The sequence below is a fragment of the Cyanobium usitatum str. Tous genome, from assembly GCF_003011885.1.
GTDB classification, from domain to species: domain Bacteria; phylum Cyanobacteriota; class Cyanobacteriia; order PCC-6307; family Cyanobiaceae; genus Cyanobium_A; species Cyanobium_A usitatum.
This window is the reverse complement of sequence record NZ_PXXO01000014.1, coordinates 36,676-59,305: the sequence shown is the minus strand read 5'-3', so window position 1 is coordinate 59,305 and position 22,630 is coordinate 36,676. Positions and strand designations below refer to the sequence as shown.

The 22,630-nt window shown below is 54.4% G+C and carries 29 protein-coding genes and 1 tRNA gene; 9 read left to right on the top strand and 21 right to left on the bottom strand.

What is annotated here, in order from left to right; genetic code table 11:
• Nucleotides 1-195: biliverdin-producing heme oxygenase (locus C7K55_RS11410; protein WP_193486305.1), on the top strand; the 195-nt coding region annotated here is incomplete at its 5' end.
• Between the two features lie 27 nt (nt 196-222).
• On the opposite strand, the gene C7K55_RS13325 is transcribed toward C7K55_RS11410, so the two are convergent.
• Nucleotides 223-465, bottom strand: coding sequence for a hypothetical protein (locus tag C7K55_RS13325; protein WP_127432026.1), 243 nt, complete (start codon nt 463-465; stop codon nt 223-225).
• A 102-nt stretch (nt 466-567) separates the two neighbouring features.
• Here C7K55_RS13325 and C7K55_RS11405 point away from each other — a divergent pair, with 102 nt between their 5' ends.
• Nucleotides 568-1,515: an NAD-dependent epimerase/dehydratase family protein gene (locus C7K55_RS11405; protein ID WP_127432025.1), complete on the top strand. Its 948-nt coding sequence runs from the start codon at nt 568-570 to the stop codon at nt 1,513-1,515.
• Here the strand turns inward: C7K55_RS11405 and C7K55_RS11400 are convergent.
• Complete coding sequence (locus C7K55_RS11400) at nt 1,494-2,324, bottom strand: hypothetical protein (protein ID WP_106632850.1); 831 nt, start codon at nt 2,322-2,324, stop codon at nt 1,494-1,496. The two genes, C7K55_RS11405 and C7K55_RS11400, sit on opposite strands and share 22 nt — an antisense overlap.
• Before the next feature lie 241 nt (nt 2,325-2,565).
• Between C7K55_RS11400 and hemH the strand changes: the two genes are divergently transcribed.
• Nucleotides 2,566-3,741: a ferrochelatase gene (gene hemH / locus C7K55_RS11395; protein ID WP_106632849.1), complete on the top strand. Its 1,176-nt coding sequence runs from the start codon at nt 2,566-2,568 to the stop codon at nt 3,739-3,741.
• An 11-nt stretch (nt 3,742-3,752) separates the two neighbouring features.
• Here the strand turns inward: hemH and C7K55_RS11390 are convergent, their stop codons facing one another.
• From C7K55_RS11390 to C7K55_RS11375, 4 genes are read right to left on the bottom strand one after another with little or no spacing between them, the layout of a single operon-like run.
• A complete protein-coding gene (locus C7K55_RS11390; RefSeq protein WP_106632848.1) occupies nt 3,753-4,541 on the bottom strand; it encodes a phycoerythrobilin:ferredoxin oxidoreductase in 789 nt (262 codons plus the stop codon).
• Complete coding sequence (locus C7K55_RS11385) at nt 4,538-5,245, bottom strand: 15,16-dihydrobiliverdin:ferredoxin oxidoreductase (RefSeq protein WP_106632847.1); 708 nt, start codon at nt 5,243-5,245, stop codon at nt 4,538-4,540. Before C7K55_RS11385 ends, C7K55_RS11390 begins: the two co-directional genes overlap by 4 nt.
• Before the next feature lie 26 nt (nt 5,246-5,271).
• On the bottom strand, nt 5,272-5,859 hold the full coding sequence (locus C7K55_RS11380) for a phycobiliprotein lyase (RefSeq protein WP_241518342.1): 588 nt from the start codon (nt 5,857-5,859) through the stop codon (nt 5,272-5,274).
• 31 nt (nt 5,860-5,890) lie between these two features.
• Nucleotides 5,891-6,145 carry a hypothetical protein gene (locus C7K55_RS11375; RefSeq protein WP_106632845.1) on the bottom strand — a complete coding sequence of 85 codons (255 nt, stop codon included), beginning with the start codon at nt 6,143-6,145 and terminating at the stop codon, nt 5,891-5,893.
• Between the two features lie 371 nt (nt 6,146-6,516).
• Here C7K55_RS11375 and cpeB point away from each other — a divergent pair, with 371 nt between their 5' ends.
• The 3 genes from cpeB to C7K55_RS11360 all read left to right on the top strand — a co-directional run bounded on the left by cpeB (nt 6,517) and on the right by C7K55_RS11360 (nt 8,347).
• Complete coding sequence (gene cpeB / locus C7K55_RS11370) at nt 6,517-7,077, top strand: class 1 C-phycoerythrin subunit beta (protein ID WP_106632844.1); 561 nt, start codon at nt 6,517-6,519, stop codon at nt 7,075-7,077.
• A gap of 61 nt (nt 7,078-7,138) precedes the next feature.
• Nucleotides 7,139-7,633: a class 1 C-phycoerythrin subunit alpha gene (gene cpeA, locus C7K55_RS11365; RefSeq protein WP_106632843.1), complete on the top strand. Its 495-nt coding sequence runs from the start codon at nt 7,139-7,141 to the stop codon at nt 7,631-7,633.
• Nucleotides 7,634-7,726: 93 nt separating this feature from the next.
• Nucleotides 7,727-8,347, top strand: a complete 621-nt coding sequence (locus C7K55_RS11360; RefSeq protein WP_106632842.1) for a HEAT repeat domain-containing protein — start codon at nt 7,727-7,729, stop codon at nt 8,345-8,347.
• 19 nt (nt 8,348-8,366) lie between these two features.
• Here C7K55_RS11360 and C7K55_RS11355 read toward each other — a convergent pair whose 3' ends face one another.
• The gene (locus tag C7K55_RS11355; RefSeq protein WP_106632841.1) at nt 8,367-9,257 is read right to left on the bottom strand and encodes a HEAT repeat domain-containing protein; all 891 of its coding nucleotides are present in this window, start codon (nt 9,255-9,257) and stop codon (nt 8,367-8,369) included.
• A gap of 72 nt (nt 9,258-9,329) precedes the next feature.
• On the opposite strand from C7K55_RS11355, the gene C7K55_RS11350 reads away from it, so the two are divergent.
• Nucleotides 9,330-9,758 carry a DUF2656 family protein gene (locus tag C7K55_RS11350; protein WP_106632840.1) on the top strand — a complete coding sequence of 143 codons (429 nt, stop codon included), beginning with the start codon at nt 9,330-9,332 and terminating at the stop codon, nt 9,756-9,758.
• 439 nt (nt 9,759-10,197) lie between these two features.
• Nucleotides 10,198-11,538, top strand: a complete 1,341-nt coding sequence (locus C7K55_RS11345; RefSeq protein WP_106632856.1) for a HEAT repeat domain-containing protein — start codon at nt 10,198-10,200, stop codon at nt 11,536-11,538.
• 294 nt (nt 11,539-11,832) lie between these two features.
• Here C7K55_RS11345 and C7K55_RS11335 read toward each other — a convergent pair whose 3' ends face one another.
• The 10 genes from C7K55_RS11335 to C7K55_RS11295 all read right to left on the bottom strand — a co-directional run bounded on the left by C7K55_RS11335 (nt 11,833) and on the right by C7K55_RS11295 (nt 19,940).
• The gene (locus C7K55_RS11335; protein WP_106632838.1) at nt 11,833-12,471 is read right to left on the bottom strand and encodes a chromophore lyase CpcT/CpeT; all 639 of its coding nucleotides are present in this window, start codon (nt 12,469-12,471) and stop codon (nt 11,833-11,835) included.
• 8 nt (nt 12,472-12,479) lie between these two features.
• On the bottom strand, nt 12,480-13,022 hold the full coding sequence (locus C7K55_RS11330; protein ID WP_106632855.1) for a phycobiliprotein lyase: 543 nt from the start codon (nt 13,020-13,022) through the stop codon (nt 12,480-12,482).
• Between the two features lie 277 nt (nt 13,023-13,299).
• Entirely contained in the window at nt 13,300-14,040 is a 741-nt protein-coding gene (locus C7K55_RS11325; RefSeq protein WP_106632837.1) for a phycobilisome rod-core linker polypeptide, read from the bottom strand.
• Between the two features lie 68 nt (nt 14,041-14,108).
• Entirely contained in the window at nt 14,109-15,725 is a 1,617-nt protein-coding gene (locus C7K55_RS11320) for a phycobilisome rod-core linker polypeptide (protein ID WP_106632836.1), read from the bottom strand.
• A 132-nt stretch (nt 15,726-15,857) separates the two neighbouring features.
• Nucleotides 15,858-16,742 carry a phycobilisome linker polypeptide gene (locus tag C7K55_RS11315; RefSeq protein ID WP_106632835.1) on the bottom strand — a complete coding sequence of 295 codons (885 nt, stop codon included), beginning with the start codon at nt 16,740-16,742 and terminating at the stop codon, nt 15,858-15,860.
• Nucleotides 16,743-16,858: 116 nt separating this feature from the next.
• On the bottom strand, nt 16,859-17,590 hold the full coding sequence (locus C7K55_RS11310; RefSeq protein ID WP_106632834.1) for a pentapeptide repeat-containing protein: 732 nt from the start codon (nt 17,588-17,590) through the stop codon (nt 16,859-16,861).
• A 100-nt stretch (nt 17,591-17,690) separates the two neighbouring features.
• Entirely contained in the window at nt 17,691-18,284 is a 594-nt protein-coding gene (locus C7K55_RS11305) for a globin family protein (protein ID WP_106632833.1), read from the bottom strand.
• Nucleotides 18,281-18,697 carry a hypothetical protein gene (locus C7K55_RS13320; protein WP_127432024.1) on the bottom strand — a complete coding sequence of 139 codons (417 nt, stop codon included), beginning with the start codon at nt 18,695-18,697 and terminating at the stop codon, nt 18,281-18,283. The genes C7K55_RS11305 and C7K55_RS13320 overlap by 4 nt, the downstream gene beginning before the upstream one ends.
• 193 nt (nt 18,698-18,890) lie before the next feature.
• Nucleotides 18,891-19,379 carry a phycocyanin subunit alpha gene (cpcA, locus tag C7K55_RS11300; RefSeq protein ID WP_106632832.1) on the bottom strand — a complete coding sequence of 163 codons (489 nt, stop codon included), beginning with the start codon at nt 19,377-19,379 and terminating at the stop codon, nt 18,891-18,893.
• Nucleotides 19,380-19,421: 42 nt separating this feature from the next.
• Nucleotides 19,422-19,940 carry a phycocyanin subunit beta gene (locus tag C7K55_RS11295; protein WP_106632831.1) on the bottom strand — a complete coding sequence of 173 codons (519 nt, stop codon included), beginning with the start codon at nt 19,938-19,940 and terminating at the stop codon, nt 19,422-19,424.
• A gap of 514 nt (nt 19,941-20,454) precedes the next feature.
• Here C7K55_RS11295 and C7K55_RS11290 point away from each other — a divergent pair.
• Nucleotides 20,455-20,868 carry a hypothetical protein gene (locus tag C7K55_RS11290; protein WP_106632830.1) on the top strand — a complete coding sequence of 138 codons (414 nt, stop codon included), beginning with the start codon at nt 20,455-20,457 and terminating at the stop codon, nt 20,866-20,868.
• Nucleotides 20,869-20,884: 16 nt separating this feature from the next.
• Here C7K55_RS11290 and C7K55_RS11285 read toward each other — a convergent pair whose 3' ends face one another.
• The 4 genes from C7K55_RS11285 to C7K55_RS11270 all read right to left on the bottom strand — a co-directional run bounded on the left by C7K55_RS11285 (nt 20,885) and on the right by C7K55_RS11270 (nt 22,598).
• Entirely contained in the window at nt 20,885-21,487 is a 603-nt protein-coding gene (locus C7K55_RS11285) for a chromophore lyase CpcT/CpeT (RefSeq protein ID WP_106632829.1), read from the bottom strand.
• A 29-nt stretch (nt 21,488-21,516) separates the two neighbouring features.
• On the bottom strand, nt 21,517-21,765 hold the full coding sequence (locus tag C7K55_RS11280) for a hypothetical protein (RefSeq protein ID WP_127432023.1): 249 nt from the start codon (nt 21,763-21,765) through the stop codon (nt 21,517-21,519).
• Between the two features lie 83 nt (nt 21,766-21,848).
• Nucleotides 21,849-21,921: transfer RNA gene (locus C7K55_RS11275), tRNA-Phe, on the bottom strand.
• On the bottom strand, nt 21,912-22,598 hold the full coding sequence (locus tag C7K55_RS11270; protein WP_106632827.1) for a ComF family protein: 687 nt from the start codon (nt 22,596-22,598) through the stop codon (nt 21,912-21,914). Before C7K55_RS11270 ends, C7K55_RS11275 begins: the two co-directional genes overlap by 10 nt.
• Between the last annotated feature and the right edge of the window lie 32 nt (nt 22,599-22,630).

The window sequence follows — 22,630 nt, the reverse complement described above, 5'->3', positions numbered from 1 at the left end:
ACCACCCTCGACGCCCTGCCGATCGACCAAGCCATGGCCGATCGCATTGTGGAGGAGGCCAACCACGCCTTCCACCTGAACATGACCATGTTCCAGGAACTGGAAGGCAATCTGATCGCTGCCATTGGCAAGGTTCTGTTTGGCTTCCTTACCCGGCGTCAGCGTTCGGGCAGCACGGAAGTGGTGGCGGCCTGAGGCTTAGCGGCGCTTGGATCGGACCCATCAGTCCTCAATTAGATCAACGCTCACCAGCCGGGTGAGACCTCCAGGGGTGGCTGGGTCGATGGTGCCTGGCTTGAAGTTGGCCTGAAACCACCACTGGCGACCATCTTTGCTGCGCCGCTCGACACGGAAGTTGTCCAGTCCCTGCTCCCGCAGTGCCAGTTGCAAAGCATCTCCGCTGCAGCCGGCGCAAGTCACGGAAACTGGCGCTAGTCCAGGCACTTCGACGCAATAGACGGGCATGGGCTTAAGGAGATAGCTCAGGCTGCCACAAGAACCGAGTAGGGCTCAGGGAGCGTCATCCGTAGCGGTGACAACGCAACCCCCCATCCGGCAGGCCTAGGGTTGCAAAACTTCATGATTGGGCTTTGCGGGATGACTTCTGCCCCAGATCTGGCTTCCCTCTATCAGTTGCTGTCTCTCCAAGAGCGCCCGATCCTGCCCTCGGGCGAGCGTCGCGCAATCCTGGGTTGTGGCTATGTGGGCGAAGCGGTTGCCAAATCCTGGAAGCAGGAAGGGCATGCACTTTGGGGCACCACAACCCGGCATGAACGCTTGGCAGAGCTGGCCGACCTAGTAGGGAATCCGCTGGTTTTTGATTCGACGGATCCCTCCAGCAGTCTGGACTTCGCAGCAGATCTCGACGGCATCTTGGTGTCCTTCGCTCCGTCGAAGAGTTCCAGTGTTGAGCTGAGCCAATACGAGCAGACCTTTCTTGGCGGTCTGCAACGGCTGATCGAAACGCTTAGCCGTCGGCCTGTCAGCTCGCCACTCCAGCTTGTTCACCTAAGTAGCTGTGGCGTGTATGGCAACCGGCAGGGAGCGCTCACAAGTGAGAGCGATCCAACTGATTCAAATCATCCAGTGAATTCCGTGCTCGTGAGGGCAGAGCAGATGATCGCGTCGGTCCGCTCCGAATCGATCAAGGTCTGCGTGTTGCGCCTCGGTGGCATATATGGGCCTGGACGTGATATTCCGGCCATGTTGCTCAGTGCAGCTGGCGGATTAGTGCAGCGTAATGGCTTGAATGTGCCGTGCTGGATTCACCGCGACGACATCGTTCGCGGTATCAACTTCGCCTTTGACCAAGGCCTGAATGACACGTACAACCTGGTCAATGATACCCAGTACAACGGCCAGGAGCTCACAAATCGGTTGTGTGAGCGCGCTGGGCTGCCACTGGCCAAGTGGTTGACCAGAGACACCAGCGATCGAATCCTTAATGCGCGGGTGAGTAATGAGAAGCTTAAGCAGCTTGGCTTCAGCCTCTCTCATCCATGCATGGTGGGCTGATAGCGGCGCTCTATCCAGGCCAAGAGATTGTGATTGGCATCAAACTCCATTGTTAGATGCACAAAGTTTTGACGATCTAGTATGCAGCCGAAGTGGAGGCCAAATGAATGCTTTGGCAAAATCTCCGGCAGGCTGCAGATTAAATTATCTGCAAATAGCCCGTTCACTTCATTTTTGATAAACCATTCGCTACAGAATGGCGCCAGCCGCTGTTCTGACATTGCAATTCCAGAACTGAATCCGGGTCTGATCACTGATTCCACCCCTTGCCAGCCAATGACGGTCTCTAATACCGCCTCCAACGATTGAAACTGAGTGCGTTCTGGGTCAGGACTGGTGCGTTGGCAGCGGAAGGGTGTGGCGGCGATTGAGTCCAGCAGCATCTGTCCATCCGGTTGTTGCTGGTAAAGCGCAACCAGCATCGAACGACTGCGACCGCTGAAGAAGTTCACTTCATGCCCAGCACGCGCGACGCTGCCTGCCATTTGCAGGCTCGACTGACCTGCAGTCTGCGGAAAATGCCAGCAGTTGTGGCTGAGGTTGTAATTGTGCCGATATAGGGGGAAGCGGCGTTCTCCACCCGGTGCGAATCGAAGGCCGGTTCCATGCCATTCACCCGTATGCGCATCCGAGAAGCGGATGGCGTAAAGCGAGGCCTCCGGGTTGACGGTGCCCTGCTTCATGTTCATGCCGTCGCCGTTGCGGCCATACCAGGTGGTTGTTCCCTGCCAGTCGCCATCAAAGCTGGCGCGCATAAGGTCCCATTGCCGATCAGCTGCGGCTTTGGCGTGGTTATCTGAAGCTTCCATCGTCTTCAGTTTGGTAATCGGGTTTTCCAGAATCGTTGTTTCGTGATCAGAGGGGTCCGCAGCGAAAAGTTTATGGGGCTCTCAGGCCACTATCCGCTGGTGAAAGATCCCTGGGGCTGGGGCGTGGCTTGATCCACTTCGTTGTCAGGGCTGACCCTAAACGTTTCTTAATTAACCGAGCGAGTGCAGCTGCAAGCGGTTGTAGACCTAAGGTGATGATTGGCCTCATGATCGCCAAGCCATGGCCAAGGTAGGTGTGCTCCTGCTGAACCTCGGGGGTCCGGAGCGCATCCAGGATGTCGGCCCTTTTCTCTACAACCTGTTCTCGGATCCGGAGATCATCCGGCTACCCAACCCGGCTCTGCAGAAACCTCTGGCTTGGCTGATCAGCAGTCTGCGGGCGAGCAAGTCGCAGGAGGCTTATCGCTCTATCGGCGGTGGCTCGCCACTGCGGCGAATCACCGAGCAGCAGGCGCGGGAGCTGCAGAGTGCCCTGCGCCTGCTTGGGATCGAGGCCACCAGCTACGTGGCGATGCGCTACTGGCACCCATTCACCGAATCGGCGGTGGCAGACATCAAAGCCGACGATGTGGATGAGGTGGTGGTGCTGCCTCTTTACCCTCACTTCTCAATTAGCACCAGCGGTTCCAGCTTTAGGGAGCTTCAGCGTCTTCGTCAGGCTGATCCTGTCTTCGCAGCTTTGCCGATTCGATGCATCCGCAGCTACCACGATGACCGGGGCTATATCGACGCCATGGCCGGGCTGATCGCCCGCGAGATCCAGGCCTGCCCGGACCCTGACAGCGCCCACGTGTTCTTCAGCGCCCACGGTGTTCCTAAGAGCTACGTGGAAGAAGCGGGCGATCCCTACCAAGGGGAGATCGAAACCTGCGCCCGGCTGATCATCGAGAAGTTGGAGGCCACATTGGGCCACAGCAACTCTTTCACCCTTGCTTATCAGAGCCGGGTGGGTCCTGTGGAGTGGCTCAAGCCCTACACCGACGAGGCATTGGCGGAGCTAGGGCGGCAGGGTGTGAAGGATCTGGTGGTTGTGCCGATCAGTTTTGTGAGCGAGCACATCGAGACCCTTGAAGAGATCGACATTGAGTACCGCAAGCTGGCTTTCGAGTCGGGCATCACTAATTTTCGGCGTGTGCCGGCGCTTGACACCAACCCTGCTTTCATCCAGGGGCTTGCGCGACTTGTCCAGCAGGCCCTGGATGGGCCCGAAGTGAATCTTGACCAGGCGGCGGCTTTGCCCAGCACCGTGAAGCTCTACCCCCAAGACAAGTGGGCTTGGGGCTGGAACAACAGCTCAGAAGTGTGGAATGGCCGCTTAGCTATGGTCGGATTCTCCGCTTTCCTGGTGGAGCTGATCAGTGGAAGTGGCCCTCTTCATGCCATAGGTCTGCTTTGATCTCCTTTTTACTAGGGATAGTGTCTATCCAGATCGAACAACACCTCATGGATATATGTCTCGGTCCATTCCGTGCCGTGAAAGCGGCCGAGCATCCCCCTTGCCGGATCTTTCTCTGCCCGGTAGCTGGTGTAGCGCCTTTGGCCATTGAGTAATATCGCTGAGCGATCGTCTGCTACGGGGGATGCTTCATCCACGAGCTGTAAATAAAGCTTTAAATACTCAGCAAAGGCTTGGAATATAACGGTACTGATCAGCTCATCGGAGGCTGCTCCCAAAGGTAGACGGGTCCAGAGAAATGCAGGCGAAAAGTAAGGTTCCGCCTCAGCAGGAATGGGTCCGCCATCAGGTAAGTGAGGTTTCCAGTTGTTAAAAATTGGGAGCAATCTATCCCAGACTGGTTGGGTATGGAGGGAATCGCTGCGGTCAACTGGCTGCAGGTCAAGGGCTAGCAGATGGCCTGAGGGCAGCGTGACCAAATCTGCTCCGAAGAAAGGCAGATCAAAACGGCAGTGGGGATTGATGACTAGGTTCAGCACGGACGCTGCTGGCCCCGCCTCCACGCAGGCGGCCCTCACCTGGCGAAGTTTGTTGGTTTGACATGCCCAGGTTGCAGTTTGCACAACTACCGGCTGTGCCTTCGAACCGGTGGATCCGGTTTTTTGCAGAAACTGCTCCGGCACGGGGTAGGCGGCTGGCTCCAATGCCTGAAGCATTTCGACTGCATGATCAAGAAAGGGCTGCCAACGCCAACCGGGGATTCTGACCTGGTCAAGGCTGCAGCTTTGCGGTGCTGTCATTGCTGCGGGCTAGATGGGAAAAGGAACTCGTGCAGAAAACGATCCGACCAAGCCTTGCCGAAGTGGCTGCTAAACAGGCCGTGAGCCGGATCTCTTTCGGCGCTATAGACATCGTATGCCTCCTGCAGGGTTTTCACCTTTTCTGCTGTAACTATGGAAGTGCGTTGGCCGGCTTCGGCGCTGAGCTGCCAGTAGCAGTCGAGAAAGGCAGTGAAAGCTCTGGGCAAAGATTCCTGCGCCTCCTCAGCTCCTCCACGGCAGAACAGCAGCCAGGGCGAAAAATATTGGTTTGGATCAAATGAGCGCATCGCCTCAGCACCGTGAAGATCCGGGTGGCGTGAAATAAGTTCTTTTAGGCCTTGATAATAGGTGTCAAGATAATTTTGATCCTGCAGTAGTGGCTGAAAATCAAGCACTGCGACCAGCTTGCCGCGGGTGCCGAACCAAAGGAGATCGATTCCCATAAGGGGCTGATCGTTGTTGTATTCGGGATAGGCCACCGAATTCAACACTTGCAGGCTGTCCCCCGCGTCCATCCTGGTCACCCGCCAGCGCCGGAACCCAGGCACCTGCCAGAGCCAGCTTTGGATCACGCTCTGCCTCTTCGGGGAGCGACATTCAGCTAGCCCATCGGGTGGGGCAATGGGCTGCGCTCCAGACCGTTCCAGCCTGCTATTGAGCTCTTGCAAAAAAGGGTCAAACATCTCGGAGTGCTCAGGAGCAGGGTGGGTTAACGGAAACCGGCGGCCATGGAATCGGCGCTTTCCCGAAGCGACTGCAGAGTTGCGTCGGAGGGGCAACGAAGCTCCGTGCAGTAGGTGGTCATCGACACACCATCGAGACACTGCACTGAGCTCACCCGCATTCGCACCTGATCCGTGACGAACCAGCAGCGCTCCGTGCCGACATTGCTGTCATAGCGCGTGGTAACGGTCATGACGCCATCAGTTGAAAAGGTGTATTGACTGAGGACGGGCTGCTTCTCCACGTAGCCCTTGTCCCGGACCAGAAAACCCTGAGTGGGATCTCCTGCCAGAGGGATATCTATTAATACAGCCGCTTGATCATCTGTTCTGGCTAGGGGTTTAAGATTGCTCTCCCACCAGAAACGGGCCCCTCCTGCTGCTAGTAGAGGGTTGATATTAAGAGTTAGACATATCTGCTCGACGGCTGGATCCTCAGCGGAGAAGGGCTCGATAACAAGATTGGAATCGCCGAATTCATCATCTTGGTGGTCGAGGTGGTGCACAGCCCGTCGCGTCAGCCAGGTCCCTCGACTGGCCGCCAAGAACTGGTCCATCGTTCGGGCTGGGTCCATGGGTGCCACGGGCGTGTGAGGGGGATGGGAGTTAGTCCTGCTCGGACTTCTGGGACTCAAGCTGAGCCAGAATTGCTTCTAACTTCTGCAGCTCGGGATGCTGAGCCAGGGTGAAGTCCACTTGCTTCTGAGGGAGCTTCAGTCTTTGCCCCATGCCGATCACATCTTTGATAAGTCGATCGCGGTAGGCCGCTAGCTGATCAATCGACTCCTCCAACTCCTGCCGGCTGGGATCGGATGCGTTGATTGCAGACGTGTCGGCGCGAGGGGGAGTGCCGTCGGTCATGGCTTGGATTGGGCGGATGTCAGCATACGGAGTCGACCGCTGCGATCCACTAGAGCAGCTTCAAATGGGTCGCATCCATGGTGAAAATGGAAGAAAAGATAAATCTCCTGGTGCTTTGTTCCGCGATTAGGAGGGAGTGCGTGCCTTCCCCTTGCCAAAACCCTTTGCCAGCGCTGCACTTTTCAAGTCCGAGCGCGATGGGTGACGAAAGTTTGCATGATTGGCTTGATGGGGGGCCTGAGGCGGGAGATGACCGTAGTTTCCCCTTACGCCTTCCCCGAGAGGCAGCTACGCCATACAGACCTGAACAGATCTAACGATCTTCACTGGCTGTCAATTGGCTAAGCACAAGCACCCCTGGCCCCTTTCCCATGCTCGACGCCTTTTCACGCGCTGTCGTCAGCGCAGATTCGAAGACTGCCCCTATTGGAGGCGGTGAGCTCGCTGCTCTCCGTAACTATGTTACTGAGGGAAATAAGCGTCTAGACGCTGTTAACGCCATCACCAGCAATGCCTCCTGCATCGTTTCAGATGCAGTCACCGGCATGATCTGCGAAAACACTGGCCTGATCCAGGCTGGTGGCAACTGCTATCCCAACCGCCGCATGGCCGCCTGCCTGCGCGATGGCGAAATTGTGCTTCGCTACATCAGCTACGCGCTGCTGGCAGGCGACGCATCGGTTTTGGACGACCGCTGCCTGAACGGCCTCAAGGAGACCTACATCGCTCTGGGCGTTCCCCTTCAGTCTGCCGCTCGCGCCGTGGCCATCATGAAGGCTTCTTCCACAGCTCACATCAACGAGACAAACACCAGCGGCACCAACCCTGTGGAAACCCGTTTCCGCAAGATGGAAACCGTTCAGGGCGACTGCTCCGCTCTAGTGGCTGAAGCTGCTACCTACTTTGACCGTGTGATCAGCGGCCTCAGCTGATTCATCCGAAGAGATTGCTTTTTTTAAACCACTACTACTCAATTAAACGAGGATCTTCACGATGAAGTCTGTTGTGACCACTGTTGTGACCGCCGCTGATGCCGCTGGTCGCTTCCCCTCCCAGAACGACCTGGAAGCTGTTCAGGGCAACATTCAGCGAGCTACTGCTCGCCTTGAAGCTGCTGAAAAGCTGGCTGCCGGTCTGGACAAAGTGACCAAGGAGGCTGGTGACGCCTGCTTCAGCAAGTACCCCTACCTCAAGCAAGCTGGCGAAGCTGGTGAGAACCAGGTCAAGGTGGACAAGTGCTACCGCGACATCGCTCACTATCTGCGTCTGATCAACTACTGCCTGGTTGTGGGCGGCACTGGCCCTCTCGATGAGTGGGGCATTGCCGGAGCCCGTGAGGTGTACCGCACCCTGCGTCTGCCTACCGCTGCTTACGTGGAAGCGCTCACCTTCACCCGCGATCGGGCTTGCTCCCCTCGTGACATGAGCCCCCAGGCTCTCAATGAGTTGAAGTCGTACCTTGATTACGCCATCAACGCCCTCTCCTGATCAGTTTCTGATTAATTGTTGAGGACAAACCAGGGAGGCCTTCGGGCCTCCTTTTTTGTGTGAAAATTAGCCGTCGCCTACCCCCTCTCCTCGATGGAAATGGAAGCATTAGATATCTTATTTGATGATCTTGCCCACCCTAATCCTTATATTCAAAGCCAGGCTTTTATGGCCATGGTCAGGGATTGGCCTCAGCAAGCTCTACCTCGCCTGCTTGGTTTGTTGGCCCAACCGGATATAGCTTTACGCAGGGCTTCTGTTCGTGGTATTGGCGCCTTTGGCGCGGCAGCCTTGCTGCCCTTAGCGGATCTTCTTATGGCTAGCACGGACAGTACTATCCGCGCCAGCTGCGTGAAGGCCTATGCCCAGGTGGCTTCAAACCAGCCTGGGATCCATTTCCCCGAGACAGCGATGCAGGCTCTCGAGGAGGCACTTAGCGACGACTCACCGGTTGTGGCTGTTGCTTCGGTGATGGCCCTTGGGCAGGTTGGTGGGCAGGCGGTGCCGCTGTTGCTAAGAGTGGTGGGCGGTGATAATCCAGCCCAGGCGGTAGCAGCTGTCAATGCACTCGCCCAGATTGATGATCCTGCAATTGAACCAACTCTTAAGGATCTGCAGCGCCAACCAAAGTTAGATAGTTATGTGCGAGAGACCCTTGAATCAGCCTTGGCTCGAATAAGGGACCTGCAAGCACGTCAACCTCAGCCGGGCTGACGCGAGACGATTGTTATCCTCACTTGCTTAGCTGACTGATCGCTAGCTCTAGCACTAATCTGACACCAGGTTGTACTTCCTGTTCCACACTTGCTTTTAAGTCAGGCAATGCATCCCTGGCCCCTAGCTTCATCAGCGATAGAGCAGCGTTTTTGCGAACCTGTTCTTCCGAGTCGGTGAGCAGGGGGAGCAGGCGCGGGCAGGCCCATTCTGGCTCCTGCAACTTCCCCATCAGCGTTGCAGCTTCTGCCCGCACTTCGGAGTCCAGGTCATCCAGCGCGGTTAGAAGCAGCTGTCTCGCCTCGTCATCCCCCAAAGACTGGATCTGTTCGCCGAGAGCTGCTATTGCTGCCGCTCTTATCCTGGCATCCGGCGAGCTGGCTGCTTGGCGAAGCGCTTCGGGCGCCTTGGCGCCGATAAAAGCGATCCCCCAGCTGGCCAGCCCCTGTTGCATGGCCGAAGCTTTTGGATGAACCAGCACTGAGAGGAGTGGATTGAGAGCCTGCTCGCCGACTGCAGCCATCGCTCCGACCGCTGATCCCTGCACAACGGGATCCGAATCTGAGAGTAGGGTTTCGAGTAAAACGGGCAAGGCAGCTGGATCTGCAATCAGGGTCAGAGTCTTAGCTGCAGCGCGTCGAACGGTGACGTTGTCGTGAGACTGCAATGCACGGCAGAGAGTTGGCACCGCTGCAGCACCCACTGCTCCAAGGCTTTCGGCAAAGGTGAGCCGCATCAAGCCCCTGGTATCGCCGAGACCAGCCACCATGCGCTCAATAGCTGGGGTGTCGGATGAAGGAACTAACCCCTGACGAAGTTGGGAACGAAGCTCTGCAGCAAGAATGTTGGCTTCCTCAACGCTCAGTTGCTGGATTCCAGATGCGGGGGTAGCGGACAGCTCGGCAGACAAGGGTCCCTCCTATTGAACTAATTATCAGGGATAGCCGCCGCGATCCTATGGTGGGCTTAACAAGATCAGGACATGACACGCTTTTTGCTCTCCCACAACCTTCAGGTGGTTTCCGACAACCTGAAGGGCTTGAATTCCGCGGAACTGGCGGCTGGTCTCGTTGCACACCTGTCCACCGATGTCCGGGTTCAGGCAGTCAGCCACCCTCACTGGTTGGTTCAGGTGGAAGCCGACCTGCTGCCCGTCGATTTGGCCAATGCCGTACTCCTGGCCTGGCGACAGCTTCGCTGCTCTGCAGGTGCTACTGATCATGATTGCCAGCTGTTGGCCTTAGGTGGACGCAAGGACGATCAAGGCGCCTCTGGAGCGTTGCTGCAGCAGAGTGACTGGGGGGTCGATGTGGTGGAGACTCTGAACACCGCCGCTTTCCTTCAGTCAATCAACTGGGATCTGCTCAAACAGGGGCGTGCTCCTGATGGTGTGTTCGAGCTTCAAGGCTGAGCTGGGCTATTTGCGGCGGCGGCGAGGTGATTGCTGTCCAGACTTGGGTGATTCGACTGGATCCGTAGAGGCTGTGGTCGCCACTGCGGAAACTGAGCTGGCCGCCTCCATCAGACATACCGACGTAACCGGGATTCCATTCTGGTGTAGTTGCTGCATAGTGTGGCTCAGCATATGGCGCGGAACTCGCAGCTTCTGAGCAACCCTCTGGGGAGTTTCAGAATTGATGCTTGTAACAAGTAAAAGCGCACCACATTGATGGGGTCCCATTGTGCCTCTAATTTAGATGGGTTCATATTGAACGCTTCCTGGGCTGGGTTGCATCAAGACACATAACTCTTAAACTTTCAGCGCTCTTGCCCTGCCGGCTATCAGAGTTGGAAGCAGCTCTGCTTTGAGCTCCACAGCCGCGTCCACTTTGACTTCTGAGGACAGTATTTTGGCAAGCTCCAGCAACAGTTACGACAATATCCATCCCGGGCTCAGCCACCATGATGCGCTAGCGATTCTTGAACAATCTCTTGACTCGCTTGATTCTGCCAGCGACTACTACATGGCGGCCGCCCATCTCGTGAATTTCCCCGGCGATAAAACGGAGGAGGCATTATTGAGGCTCATTGATAATTCTTCGGGCGAACAGGCGGTTAACCTTGCGCGCCGCAAAGCGGTCGAAGTTTTGGGCCGGCTTGGGGTTCAACGGGCCATCCCCAGCATTGGGCGTTGCCTAGGGAGCAATGATCACTATCTCGTTGAAAATGCCGCCTGGGCCCTTCTTCAGCTCAATTGCCAGGATGTTGAACTCCATCAGGCAATGCTCCCGCTGCTCAATGATCCAGGCCAGAGCCGCCGGGTTCTTATCCAGGCTCTTGTGGGGTTAGAAGTGCATGCGGCCTTGCCCGTACTTCAATCGCTGCAAGATGAGGCGAATCCAGGGGTTCGCGGCGCTGCTTTGGCCGGGGTTGCACAGCTCAGTGGAGATGGCAGTCGCCTTCAAGAATTGGAAGACCACCTGACCCTGCCTAACCAAATGGACCGGCAGTCGGCGATTCAGGATTTAATTGACTGTCGGGCTACATATCTATTGCCTTCGATTCTCAAGGCGCCCGTGTCCCCTGTGTTCAGGTTGCGCGCTCTGCGGACACTCTGGCCTGGCCAAGACAAAGAACACGCAGGCATTGACCTGCTTACTTGTTTAGATTCGCTGATGTGGGATCAGCCAGAAGGTTTGGTCTTGGCGCACTGCTACGACACTGAACCAACCATATTATTTTTATTTGATGAGTTTTTTGGTACTGACTTTAGCCGTTGCTACCTAGCATTGTCCACATTGAAGCATAGGCCAGTAGAAGAGCTCTGGCCTGTTTTCTGGAAGCGATGGCAGGAGGATGCTTATAATGACTATGGTGCTCATTATTTCTTCATTCAGCTTCTTGGCAGTGTGGATATCTGGCCTTCCGCTGCTACTCCTGTCATTGAGGCATTGCTGCTGGAAGCTATGAACAGCAAGCGCCCACAATTCGGTAAATCAAGAGCGGCTGCTTGCTTGGCTTTGAATAAACACTTTCCTGATATATGGTGCAAAAGTGTGCGGCAGCTTTTGTCCTCCGATTTCACGCCGAGCTGGGAGCTACGTTATGCTGCATTGATGGGTCTTGATTCAATTGATGTTGGGCATAACCATGAAATATTTCAGCTATTACAGAATGCTTTTGCCGTGCAGGATCCTGATGTTTTTGTAGATCGTAGGCGTCAACTGCTTATTTCCGAAAACCGGGTCTGAAAGGACCCACGTTCAGCCCAGTAGCGCTGAATTTCCAGGCCTTTGGGTCTTGGCACAGCTGCTTCAGCTCTCAGTATCTTGAATGTTCGACGGGGCCCCATGGGCCAGTTTCCGATTGCTCTTACAGACCGCACTTGCCCATCAAGCATATTTAGACAGGCTTCAAAACGCTCAAGCTGACTATGATCAATTGTTTCAAAAATAAAGTCTTGGCCTTGGCAAATTAGGTGCTGCGAGCGAATCCAGCTACGGAATTGCTGGATAGCTGGTCCATCAGCTTGCATGGTTTCTGTTTTATCCAATTTGTTCAGATTCTTCTCCCTTATGATTACTTAGACGTGCCCACTCAGCTGTGACTTCATTCTCAAAGCTAGCCACGCGTTCAAAACGTAGTGGCCCATGTTCGGAGCCCCATTGCAAGGTATTGGTAGCTGGATCAAAACCCTGATCTCTACTAATCCAGTTTTCATGATCAACCAACACCTCGCTCACTAGATAGGTAGGCCGCCCATCACGTGGTACTAGGCATTTATTACCAGGCTCTACCTTCCCGCTGAAGCAACCCGGTGTCGTCTCTTGGAAATGCATCGCACAACCGCAGCGTTGTTTGAGGCGATCAATATGAATAAGCTTGAGCAGTTTAGGCGTGAAGCCTGCTCCAGCTAAGCGAATTGGTTGGTCGAATCCAAAATTCTCAACAATCTGCACCTTCTCGGTCGAAATTAGCCGATGTACGCCTTGCCTATATGGTCGCCAAGGATCGTGCCCATAGCTCTGCTCGGAGTAAAAACCAGGGCCCTGAAATATTTCCCAAGGCAGAGGGCGAAAATAGATGTTAATATGGGCAAAATTTACGGGATCTCTCTGTGACTGAGAGAAATTACTGTAGTGTCCAGCTAGAATTTTAGCGAATTTTAGGGTAATACCTATCATGGCGAACTCTACTGGCTGAAGGAATCTAACCGTCTGATTTCAGATGCGAAGGATGTTTGCAGTATTCCTGAGCCGGCTGAAGTTCGCAGCACTGATGAGCGGCAGCGAACATTCTCAGATACGAACCAGATCCTTTCCTCTGCAATCGATTGACCATATTGGGTAGTGAGTATAAAAGTATCATCTTCTAAAAAAGCATAGTTTGATACTGCTTGCTCGGCCTCTGCGTATCCAGCGCTTCGCAGTAAGATTCCTTTTTGATTATCAGTCGGGATTGGAATTAGTACGCATGATCCTGCTGATACTTCACTGGGGCCATCTGGCTCCCAGTCACTTTCTGCATTCCATTCCATTCGGAATGGCAGAAGGGGTTTGGCGTCGTGTATTTTGCAGTCTCTAATTAACTTAAGTACCAACGGATCTTGGAGTCCAATTGGTTCAATCAATACTGAACTGCGAACATCCTCAAATTGCTGAAAAGCAAGAGAATGACCACTTCTCATGGATCGCCAGCGGCCTAGGCTGCGAGCTACAAAAGATTCCAGCTGCATCAACGCTGCTCAGGCCCTGTTTCTGTGAGTGGTCCTTGCAACTGGCAGACGACCTGCCTGAACCATGTGTACCCATGTATCGATCATCATGTTGATCGCAGGCTGCGTTTCTTCAGTGCTCTGATTAATCTGAGTGCACTCTGCTTTGCGATAGTCTTTGTCCTTTAAATTCATGGATTGCAGCCAGGGTGCTTGCTGTTGATGCTTTTGGGAGGCGGCGCAAGAGTTGCCTTAATATACTTATTAAGGCTTTGAACCGCCTCCGGTTTAGTTTGACTTAGGATTCCTTTACTGAGGCGATGCGACCTCCGCGTCGATGAATTGATTGGATGGCTGATGATAGTGAGCTGAAGGGAACGGTTGTCGTTTGCGTTACCCGTCGATTTAGGCCGACTGGATTAACGCTTGTCCAGCGAATAGCGTAGCGCTGGTTGTTGCGACCTCCTGGGCCGGGAGTTTTTTGACTGCCTCCGGGGGCTGATCTGGTCGCCAGGCTGACTAATAATTGTGATTGCCCGTCACCATCAAAACTTGCAAAGCCTGAAGTCAAGGCACGTGTTCTGTTATATGTAAGGTTGGATTCACCTTTCTGGCTTGCCACTCCCCTGTCATAAGGTACTGTATCAAAGCCAAAGACCTCTAGATACTCGGCGCCGTATATATAGCTGTTGATTTCTGCTTCGTATCCTTCTGTGGCTAGGAGCTGAACATGCTTGCTCAGTTCAGCCTGATTTCGTGGGGCGCGGCCTAAGAGATGCTTGAAGTTGAGTTCAACAAATCGATAGGGACCATTTGCATCAAAAAAGAGACGCCGATAGCTGTCGGACAGAGCTAGAGCATTGACCAGCCCCTGCACAGTGAGGTCGCCGTTGATGAATAGACTCTCTGCAGAGACTGAGAGCTCTTCATCAAATAGGTGTGCATTGCCAAATACCTGGCGGTAGGCGGCTTTCAGCTGGGCTTGAGCTTCTGATTGGCGTAAACCCGAATTGGCCCGGTTAAGAGTTTCGATTTCCATTGTTTTTAGGTTGGTAGGGGGGGAGTTCAGAAATTAGCAGTTGTCCCGAATAAATGAACTAGTGTTTTCTAGGTGATTTCGGTCACAGAAATGATCCGACCACCGCGTCTATGGATGTATCCCAGTTGGCTTGTAATGTCATTGCCGCTTACTACGTAACTGGCGTTCGGGTTGCGTTGGCGGCCGCCTGCAGGCTGGGCATTGACGACAATACGGAACCGCTTGGATGTGGGATCAGCTGATCCAGAGGCTGCACCAAGCCTGTTAATCCGTACGGTTGTATTTGTCCAGTTTGTAGGTGCAGATCTTGTTGCTACCGAATTTAGCAGGCTTGAGGCACATTGAATGGTGTCACTGGCCGCATAGCCTTGAACTAGTGCTATGTGTCGATTAAAGGAAACCTGTTCGCGACCATTTTCAGTTGCTACACGCAGGTAGGGAACAGTATTCTCGCCGAAGGTGTTCTGATACTCTTCGCTATCAACGTAGCTGTTGATTTCTGCGTCATAGCCGTGAATGGCTAGCCTTTGTAGATGCTCACTCATCTCGGCCTGAGATGCGGGTGCACGCCCCAAAATATGTTTGAAATTCAGCTCAACAAAACGGTAGGGAGCATTTGTTTCGAAGAAGCGACGGCGATAGTCTGCAGAGAGTCCAATAGCTCTTATAAATTCACGGGTGCTGAGCCTTCCCTCAGCAAACTGGCTTTCTGCTGTTAAGTTGCGCTCGCTGTCCATTACATGGGGATTGCCCAGCACTTGGCGGTATACCGAGCGGATCAGCGCAGTAATCTGATCTGCTGAATCACCGTTGCAGCGCTCGAATACTTCCTGCTGGCGCTGGCCAAGCCCAAAGCCAACGTATAGATCACCACGCATCGGTGTCGAGTCGCCTCCATCGGCACTGTTCCGCTTGACAGGCACTAACATTCCGTTCGAACCAGCCGCTGTTCTACCCATCTGACTTAGGGAACCAGATCGGTAAACCTGTGCAGGCACTTTTATTGATAGCCTGTAGCCGCTAACTAGATTGCCTAGCAGTTGACTTTTGGTTCCTACGGCTGTGTCGCTGCCAGCGAAATTCTGCTCAAGTGCTGCGATCCTGTTGAACGCTGCTTGAGGCTGGCCTACTGGTGAGTTCCAGCTTGTTGGGTATGGAACTGTTTCCTCGCCAAAAGACTTTAGATACTCATCGGAATCAAGATAGCTATTGATTTCTTCTGTGAAGCCACTTGTGGCGATTAATGCCACATGGCTAGCAACCTCTGCTTGATTCTGGGGGGGGCGGCCCAGCAAATGCTTGAAGTTAAGCTCAACTGCTCGATGCGGAGACACGGCATCAAAGAAGCGTGAGCGATAAAAATCGGATTGGGCCAATCTACGTACGAATTCCCGTACGTTTATGTCCCCATTGCGTAATTTTGATTCGGCACTCAGCAGGCGCTCGCTTTCCATCGGCTGAACATTGCCGAATACCTGCCGGTATGCAGCTCTTACTGCTATGTGAAAAGCAGCATTGTCGTTTGCAGTGAATGCAGACGGCGTATTTAGTAGCTGCTGGTTGCGAAATTGATCTTCGCTTGTGGCAGTTTCTACGGTATCAGTCCTTTGTCGAGAAAACCTTGCTGGTGCTTCAAGCAGCTGAGTGGCTCCGAAGTCAAGTGAATTGCTTTGATTTGCTGTCATGGGGCTATGGGATTAGCGGACTTGCTTTGTTAGTTGGAAGATAAGTCGTTAGACGTTTTTGGACATCTAATTCCTTTGTTTTTTGCTGATTTGGGAACTCTGTTGCTAAATAGGGCTGGTTTTGGCAATGGATCAGCTTAATGGTGTGATGCTTGCGATCTTGCCGCCTTCGCGGTGAATAAGTTGATACTGCTCAGATAGCTTGTTGAATGGGACGAAGAGTACTCTGTTCGCTTTCCTATAGCGTGATGTGGGTCGCACGTTATTGGCCCTGTATGCTGTTACTTCAACTCGATAGACTTTGCCTGCTTCACCTGCGAGTACACCTATCCGGGTCACGGGATCTGTCAGGTTGGCAGCTGGCCGGAAGCTCCAGCCTTGGGAATCTTGTGATGAGGGAGCTACCACAGGAAGGGGGCGGTTTTGATAGGCAGCACCGCCAAGACGGCTCCTGATTCCAGCCAAGTTGCCTTTTAGGCTGCTGCTGCTGTTGCCACGTAGCAACTGGAATGACCAGGTGAACTCTTGAAGCGTTGCACAGGATTCTGTTTTCCACCCACGCTGATATGGAACTGTCCACTCACCAAAGGTGTTCTGATATTCGTCAGAATCTAAGAAGCTGTCGATGTCTGCTTCGTAGCCACTTGTATCTAGTCTTTCGGCATGCCCCCGCATTTCCTCAAAATCTGCTGGAGCACGTCCGAGTAGGTGGCGAAAAGCTAGTTCGATATAGCGGTATCGCGCGCATGAGTCAAAAAAGCGCGTGCTATAAAGATCGCTTTTTGCGATACGTCTTACCAGTTCTCTAACGCTGATCTCACCTAGCTTGAACTGCGATTCTGCAACAACTTGTCGTTCGCTCTCCATGACGTAGGCATTCCCAAGCACCTGTCTGTAGACAGCCCGGATTACTGACTCCTTCGCTTGGTCGTCGTCCCCTGGAACTAGCTCACGTGGTGCCTCGCACTCTTGGGAGAAGCTCTCCACACCCAGGATGGAGGCTGGACCAAACGGCATGACTTTCGTGGCGATACCTTGCAATTATCCCCGGCATCCCATAGCCCTCGACCGTAGCTTTATAAACCTCAATCTTTTGTTTCAATCGCTTCGCTTTGTCTGCCATTGCCAGCGCGCTATGCGGGACTTGTTGTGGATCCCAGCAGCGATTCCAGTGTCGTCCGGGTCGCTTGCCTAGTGAGTGGGTTCCAGCAATCCAGTTCGATGTGTGAGCGAGTTAGGAGGTTGGCTAGCTGTATCGTGTCCAAACCCGTAGCTTGACTGAAGTCAGCCCCCTTGATACTTTCAGCCCCATCTAGGATTGCATCTGTTAAATTAGCGGCCCTAAAGTCTGTCTGTTGCAACTGGCTACCGGTAAAGCGTGCGCCTATGCAACGACTGCCTTGCATTTTTGCAAACCTTAGGTCTGCTCCTACAAAACGTGCTCCGTCTAATACTGCACCACTTAGGTCACATCCGCTTAGGTACGCACCCATGAAGTTGGTGTTCTGTAGGTCCATACCCCTGAGATCTGCACCATTCAAAAATGCCCCATTAAGAGCTGCGCCAGGCCCTACTGCACCTGACTTTTCAAGATTAATACCAACGGGTACACGAGTATTTTTATCATAGCGGGCAAGTTTTAAACTGCATCCCTCTAGTAGGCAGGAAGATAGATCTGCACCTCTTATGTCTATACGACAAAGGTTTGCCTGACGCAGATCAAGTGGTTCCAGAACACGGTTGGTCCAGCATGCACCTCGCGCGTCTACGGGTTGATGCTGAGCCGCAGTTGGTTTGCATTTCTCAGGAGCACTCCATTGGCTTGGAACTTCCGGTAGCAAAAATGCTTGATGCTTTTGATTCATTTTCAGGCAGGATTTGATTCTCTAGTGGTCAGACACATCTATGTTCTGTGATTGCGCTCGCTTCGGTAATCGCTCGCTTGGTTTGCTTCACTTCCTGTTATCAGGGCTCGGTTGGTAGCAGAGCGCTGCACAGGTTATCAAAAGCCTTGTTGAGGCAGGTAGCCTCATGACCATGCCCTGAAGTTTCTAGGAGCTGTGTGGTTAGTGTACGCATCCGGGATAGCACATACATCATCGCAGGGATAGGTACTTCCATCTCTTTGTATAACTGACGTAATGCGCTCATGCCGGCCATATCTGTTATTTCTGTGCAATCGCACGCCACCCCGTAAATGATCACACGCAGAAACTGTTGGCAATCGCGCCAGCAGGCTTCTGCCCTTGGTTCCGGGTATAGCTCTCCGCCAGCTAGTGTGAGCTGTGGTTGTTGGGCTAGTAATTGTCGCCTTGCTTTGTCGATTACCTGCTTTGACTCCGCTATCAGTAGCTCAATGGCATCTTCTGAGGTATTGCAACAGTTACATATTGTTTTTAATTCTTCTGCGCTTAGGAACCGTTTGGAAGTATCGGCTTTAGCTATCATCACTCCTGCCTCTTCGGGGAGGTTGTTGCGATTGCTTATCCCGCATACTTTTGCAGCCTTGGCAAGTTGGCTGATCACCACTTTCTGCTGAGCTTCTTTAGTCAGGTTCACGATTCCACAGGAGTAGCGGTCAGCCAGCCATGTCGCTCCAAATGGAATGCCCAGACTGCTGTCCCGCCAAGGTCTGGACAGTATTCAGCTGCCAGATCCACTAGTTCTTCTGACACTCCGAGGTTTTTAAGTAGATCCCTTGCTCCGGACGTTCCTTCAACCACGGCTGAACGGATTGCCGCTCCGACAACCCAGGTCAGATTGGTGTCTGATAATTCACCGCTGTTACTTTCGCAGGCAAGTAGAAGATTTTTGTTGCCAGGATGTTTGTCGTGATGGGATTTCCAAAGCCCAATGTCGTCAATTCTTAGGTCTATGCGCAAGCGTGCCTCGCTCGTACCGTACTGAATCTCCTGTTCCTCTCCAGCTTGGTTTATTAAGTCTTTTATGCAAAAAATTTCATTGGGCGGCATGGTGGTTTTTTTGGCAGGAGGACGGTTTCCCCGGGCTGTCTAGTCTTTCTCGAATCTTCGCGCGCGCCTAATGCAACATGCCTATTGCCTTGTCGCACATTCTGCATGCAAGTCTTTATATCTTTTATTTGTTCAATAAAAATAGCCTCCCTTGAGCGGGGAGGCTATTAATCACTTTTTACAGGAAGCCTGATCAAACAAGTGCGTTGATTGCGTAATCGAGGTAATTGTTTGCTTCTGTTGCTGCTTCGCCGGCAAGGCCATGGTTGGCCTTGATGTAGTTAAGAGCTTCCACATACCAGGAGGGGGAGAGCTCAAAAGCGCGATTGATTTCATCAATCCCGGCTATCAGGTACTCATCCATGGGGCCGGTGCCACCAGCCACGAGGCAGTAGGTGACCATGCGGAGGTAGTAGCCGATGTCACGGGAGCACTTGGCCTTGCCACGGGCGTCAGCGGCATAGTTTGCACCCTGCATCTGGGTGGTGTAGGGAAACTTGTTGTAAACGGCCTGGGCAGCGCCGTTCACCAAGTTGTCTGCTTTGGCTGTTAGGCCCTTAGCAGCTGCAAGAGCATTTTTGGCGCGGTCAAAGCGACCAAAAGCTGAGTTGAGCTCAGTGTTTGAGAGGAACCGTCCCTGGGAATCAGCGGCTGCGACGGCTTCGGTAAGGGGAGTCTTCATTGGAAGGGGGGAATAAGTTGGTTTGACTTTTTAGTGAGCTGATCAGCCGACGGCTGCTGCAGCGCGGTCGAAGTAGGTGCCGATTTCGCTGATTAAAGCTGAGCAATCTCCCTGGGTGATGCCGTTGCGGTCGTTGGCAATTGCAATGGCGGCGGCCTTCATCTTGCGAACGCCTTCAGCAACCGAATTGCCAGGAACGCCGAGGGCGAGGTAGGTCTCCCGCAGGCCGTTGAGGCAGCGGTCTTCCAGCACGGATGCATCGCCGTTGAAAATGGCGTATGTGATGTAACGGAGGATGATGTCCATATCGCGTAGGCACGCAGCCATGCGGCGGCTGGTGTAGGCGTTCCCCCCAGGAGCCGTTAGCGCCGGCTGAGCTTCAAAAAGATCGCGGGCCGCATTGGTGACGATCTTGGATGCGTTGGAGGTGATGCGGTTCACAGCATCCATCCGCTTGTTGCTCTCGGAAACCATCGCCGCAAGCGCGTCGATTTGACCGGCGTTGATGAATTCGCCACGGGCATCAGCCTGGGCTACAACCTTGGTGAAGGCGTCGAACATTGGGAGGCTCCTAGTCGCGACGAATAGTCGGAAGGGTGGATAGGGGTTCCAGGCTGGTCAGGGCCCAGGGCTGCGCAGTGCCCCTTGTGGGCAGGGAGCAGCAACCTGGCTGTTGTCAACTTGGTTCGCCCATTCTCATCAAGATGCCTGCTTGCCTACTGCTCCCTTAACAAACGGTCATTGCCCCAAGGCCTGGAGGGTTTTGCTCGGTGCAGGGGGCCACGGCAAGGGCCTCATTTTGCGCTCGACAATGCGGTGGGTGGGGCGTTTTTCAAAAAACTTGGCCTTCCACAACTTGCGATTGAGCAATGACTCGAGCTCTTGAGGCGTTCCCTGGCCATTCCGTATTGGTTGGCAAGCACCGCTTGTCCTTCGCTGTTCCACATGGCCTGTTTTGGTTGGTTCACAAGGCTTTTGGAATCGTTACAAACGCTGCGCTGCAGGCTTTGGGGCGCCAACCCCTGGCGCTTCCGGGCTGCGCCGATACCATCCGCCCATTCCATCGGCTCTGGTTATGGCTGTTGAGCTAAAGGTTGCAGACTGCACCCAGCGGCTGGCTGACCAGCTGCAGACCCTCTCGGAAGTTGCTGAAGCGATCACCTTCCGCCTCCTTGAACTGGAGGAGCGGCTTGCCGCTCAGGAGTTGAGGCTCGAACCGCTGCTTGAGGGCCAGGCAGGTAGCCAGGGCGTTTTGTCTGATGAGACGGAGCTACGACTCGATGACACCGAAGACCGACTGGCTCGTCTTGAAGCCTTGCTAAAAGGCATCGAGAATCAAGGCGTAGGCCGTCACCTGCGTCCAGTTGCTGCCCCCCAGCTGGCCCATGCCCAGGAGGCTCTACAGGATAGCTTTCTGGATGACAGCCTGGCCGAGGAGCCCTTCCTTGATGAAGAGGAGCAACCCTTTCTCGATGAGCTCAGCGCCTGAGACTCAATCGCGCCACTCAATCGCCCCACTGCTCAGACCAATGGGCTGGTATCTCGTCGTTGTAGTCGTCGGTTCGGGCAAATTCAAAGGCACCCGCCAGCGATCCCCAGAGATGTTCGTGGGTGATGGGATCGTGGCCCCTGTCGATCGTGCGCATGCCAGCTGGGTTTAGCTCCAGCCGGCTCACCAGGTAGGAGGTGGCTCCCTTGCGCTCCACCAGACAGCGACATCCAGGCTCCACTTCTCCCACGAATCCTTCGCTCTCTTCTCGCACCACGTAGGCGCAGCCATCGAGGGGCAATAGGTCACTGGTTTGAATCCGGCCACGGAGTTCGCTGTCCTCTACCGCTCCCCAGAAGCGTTGATCTTCTGCCAGCGCCTGGTTGACGATCGTCAGCTGGCCGTTCAGTGCTTCCACCCTCAATACTCGAATTCGGTAGGGAGCTGCAGGGTTAATCGCATAGCTCTGCTCCAGCAGCAGGGAGCCCGGTGCCAGCTGGGGGAGGGGGCGGAATTTGACCAGGATGTGGGCGTAGAGGGGCGGATTCTCAAAAGCCTGCTCCTGGTTGCTGAAGCCACCGCTCAACATCCGCACCAATCGCTCCAAGGAGCTCGCCATCACGCCATTACACGGCTGTGAGGCTGACGCTACTGGCTGGGCCTAGCCAACCCCAAGAGGCGGAGGCGAAAAGCGGCTACTTGCCGGGCCAGCTCTGGTTGTTTTTGTAGAAAGGGATGGTCGCCAAGCCCCTCGAGCATCAGATCGACCTTGGCTGCTGGATCAAGTCCGTGGTGGGGATCGCTATGTTCATGCTTTTGCCAGGCTTCATCAAAGGCCTGAGCGAAGCTGTCGGCGTTATTGAACATCCGGTTGGAGTTCAGTGGATGCTCACGCATGGTGCTGCAATATTCAGCTGTTTCTAGTTGAGCCATCCCAAACCCTGCAGGCTTTTCGCGGAAGGAAAGTAGTGGGATGAGAATGCCAGGACCCAGATTTGAACTGGGGACACGGCGATTTTCAATCGCCTGCTCTACCAACTGAGCTATCCCGGCCCGTCGCCTAAGCGACGAATCGATCTTAGATCACGGCCCTGCCACGGGGTTCGGGCCAGGCAGGCCATGCCAGCCACGTGCCAGCCCTGTTCGCGCAGGCTGTCAGCGGCGGCGCAGGCCGTAGCACCCGTCGTAAGGATGTCGTCCAAGAGCACCACCGCTGTTTTCTCCCGGGGGTGCTGTTGCTGCCCAGACCCGGAGCAGCGAAAGGCTCCCGCCTGGTTAGCCCAGCGCAGTTCGCGGCCTAGGTGGTGCTGGCCCAGCACTGCCCGACTGCGTTGCAGGAGGGGTACTTGGCGCCAGCCCAGTTGCCAGCTAAGGGCTCTGCCCAGCAGGCCGGGCAGAGGGTTGGCTCGCCGCTTCCAGCTGGGGATCGCAACCAGCAGGGGTGGTCTGGCCCAAGGTTCGGCGCCCAGTCCTGCGGCTAGTGGCTGTACCAGAACTGCCACCATTGCTGGATTCGGATGGGTGCGCAGATAAAGAAGCTGCCGGCGCAGCCGCCCCGAGTACATGCCAGCGGCCCACCAATGGATGGGATCACTGCCCTGGCATCCCCCCTCGGGTAATTCCGCCGCCAGATCGGCGTGCAGGCTTGGTGGTTTGGCGATCCAGTCCAGGGGCAGCAGCTTTAACAGCCCTGCTGTTAGGGGAGTTGGGCCAGGGGACCAAGAGGCCATGGATGGATCTGCAGGTTTCCTGCAGGGTTCCC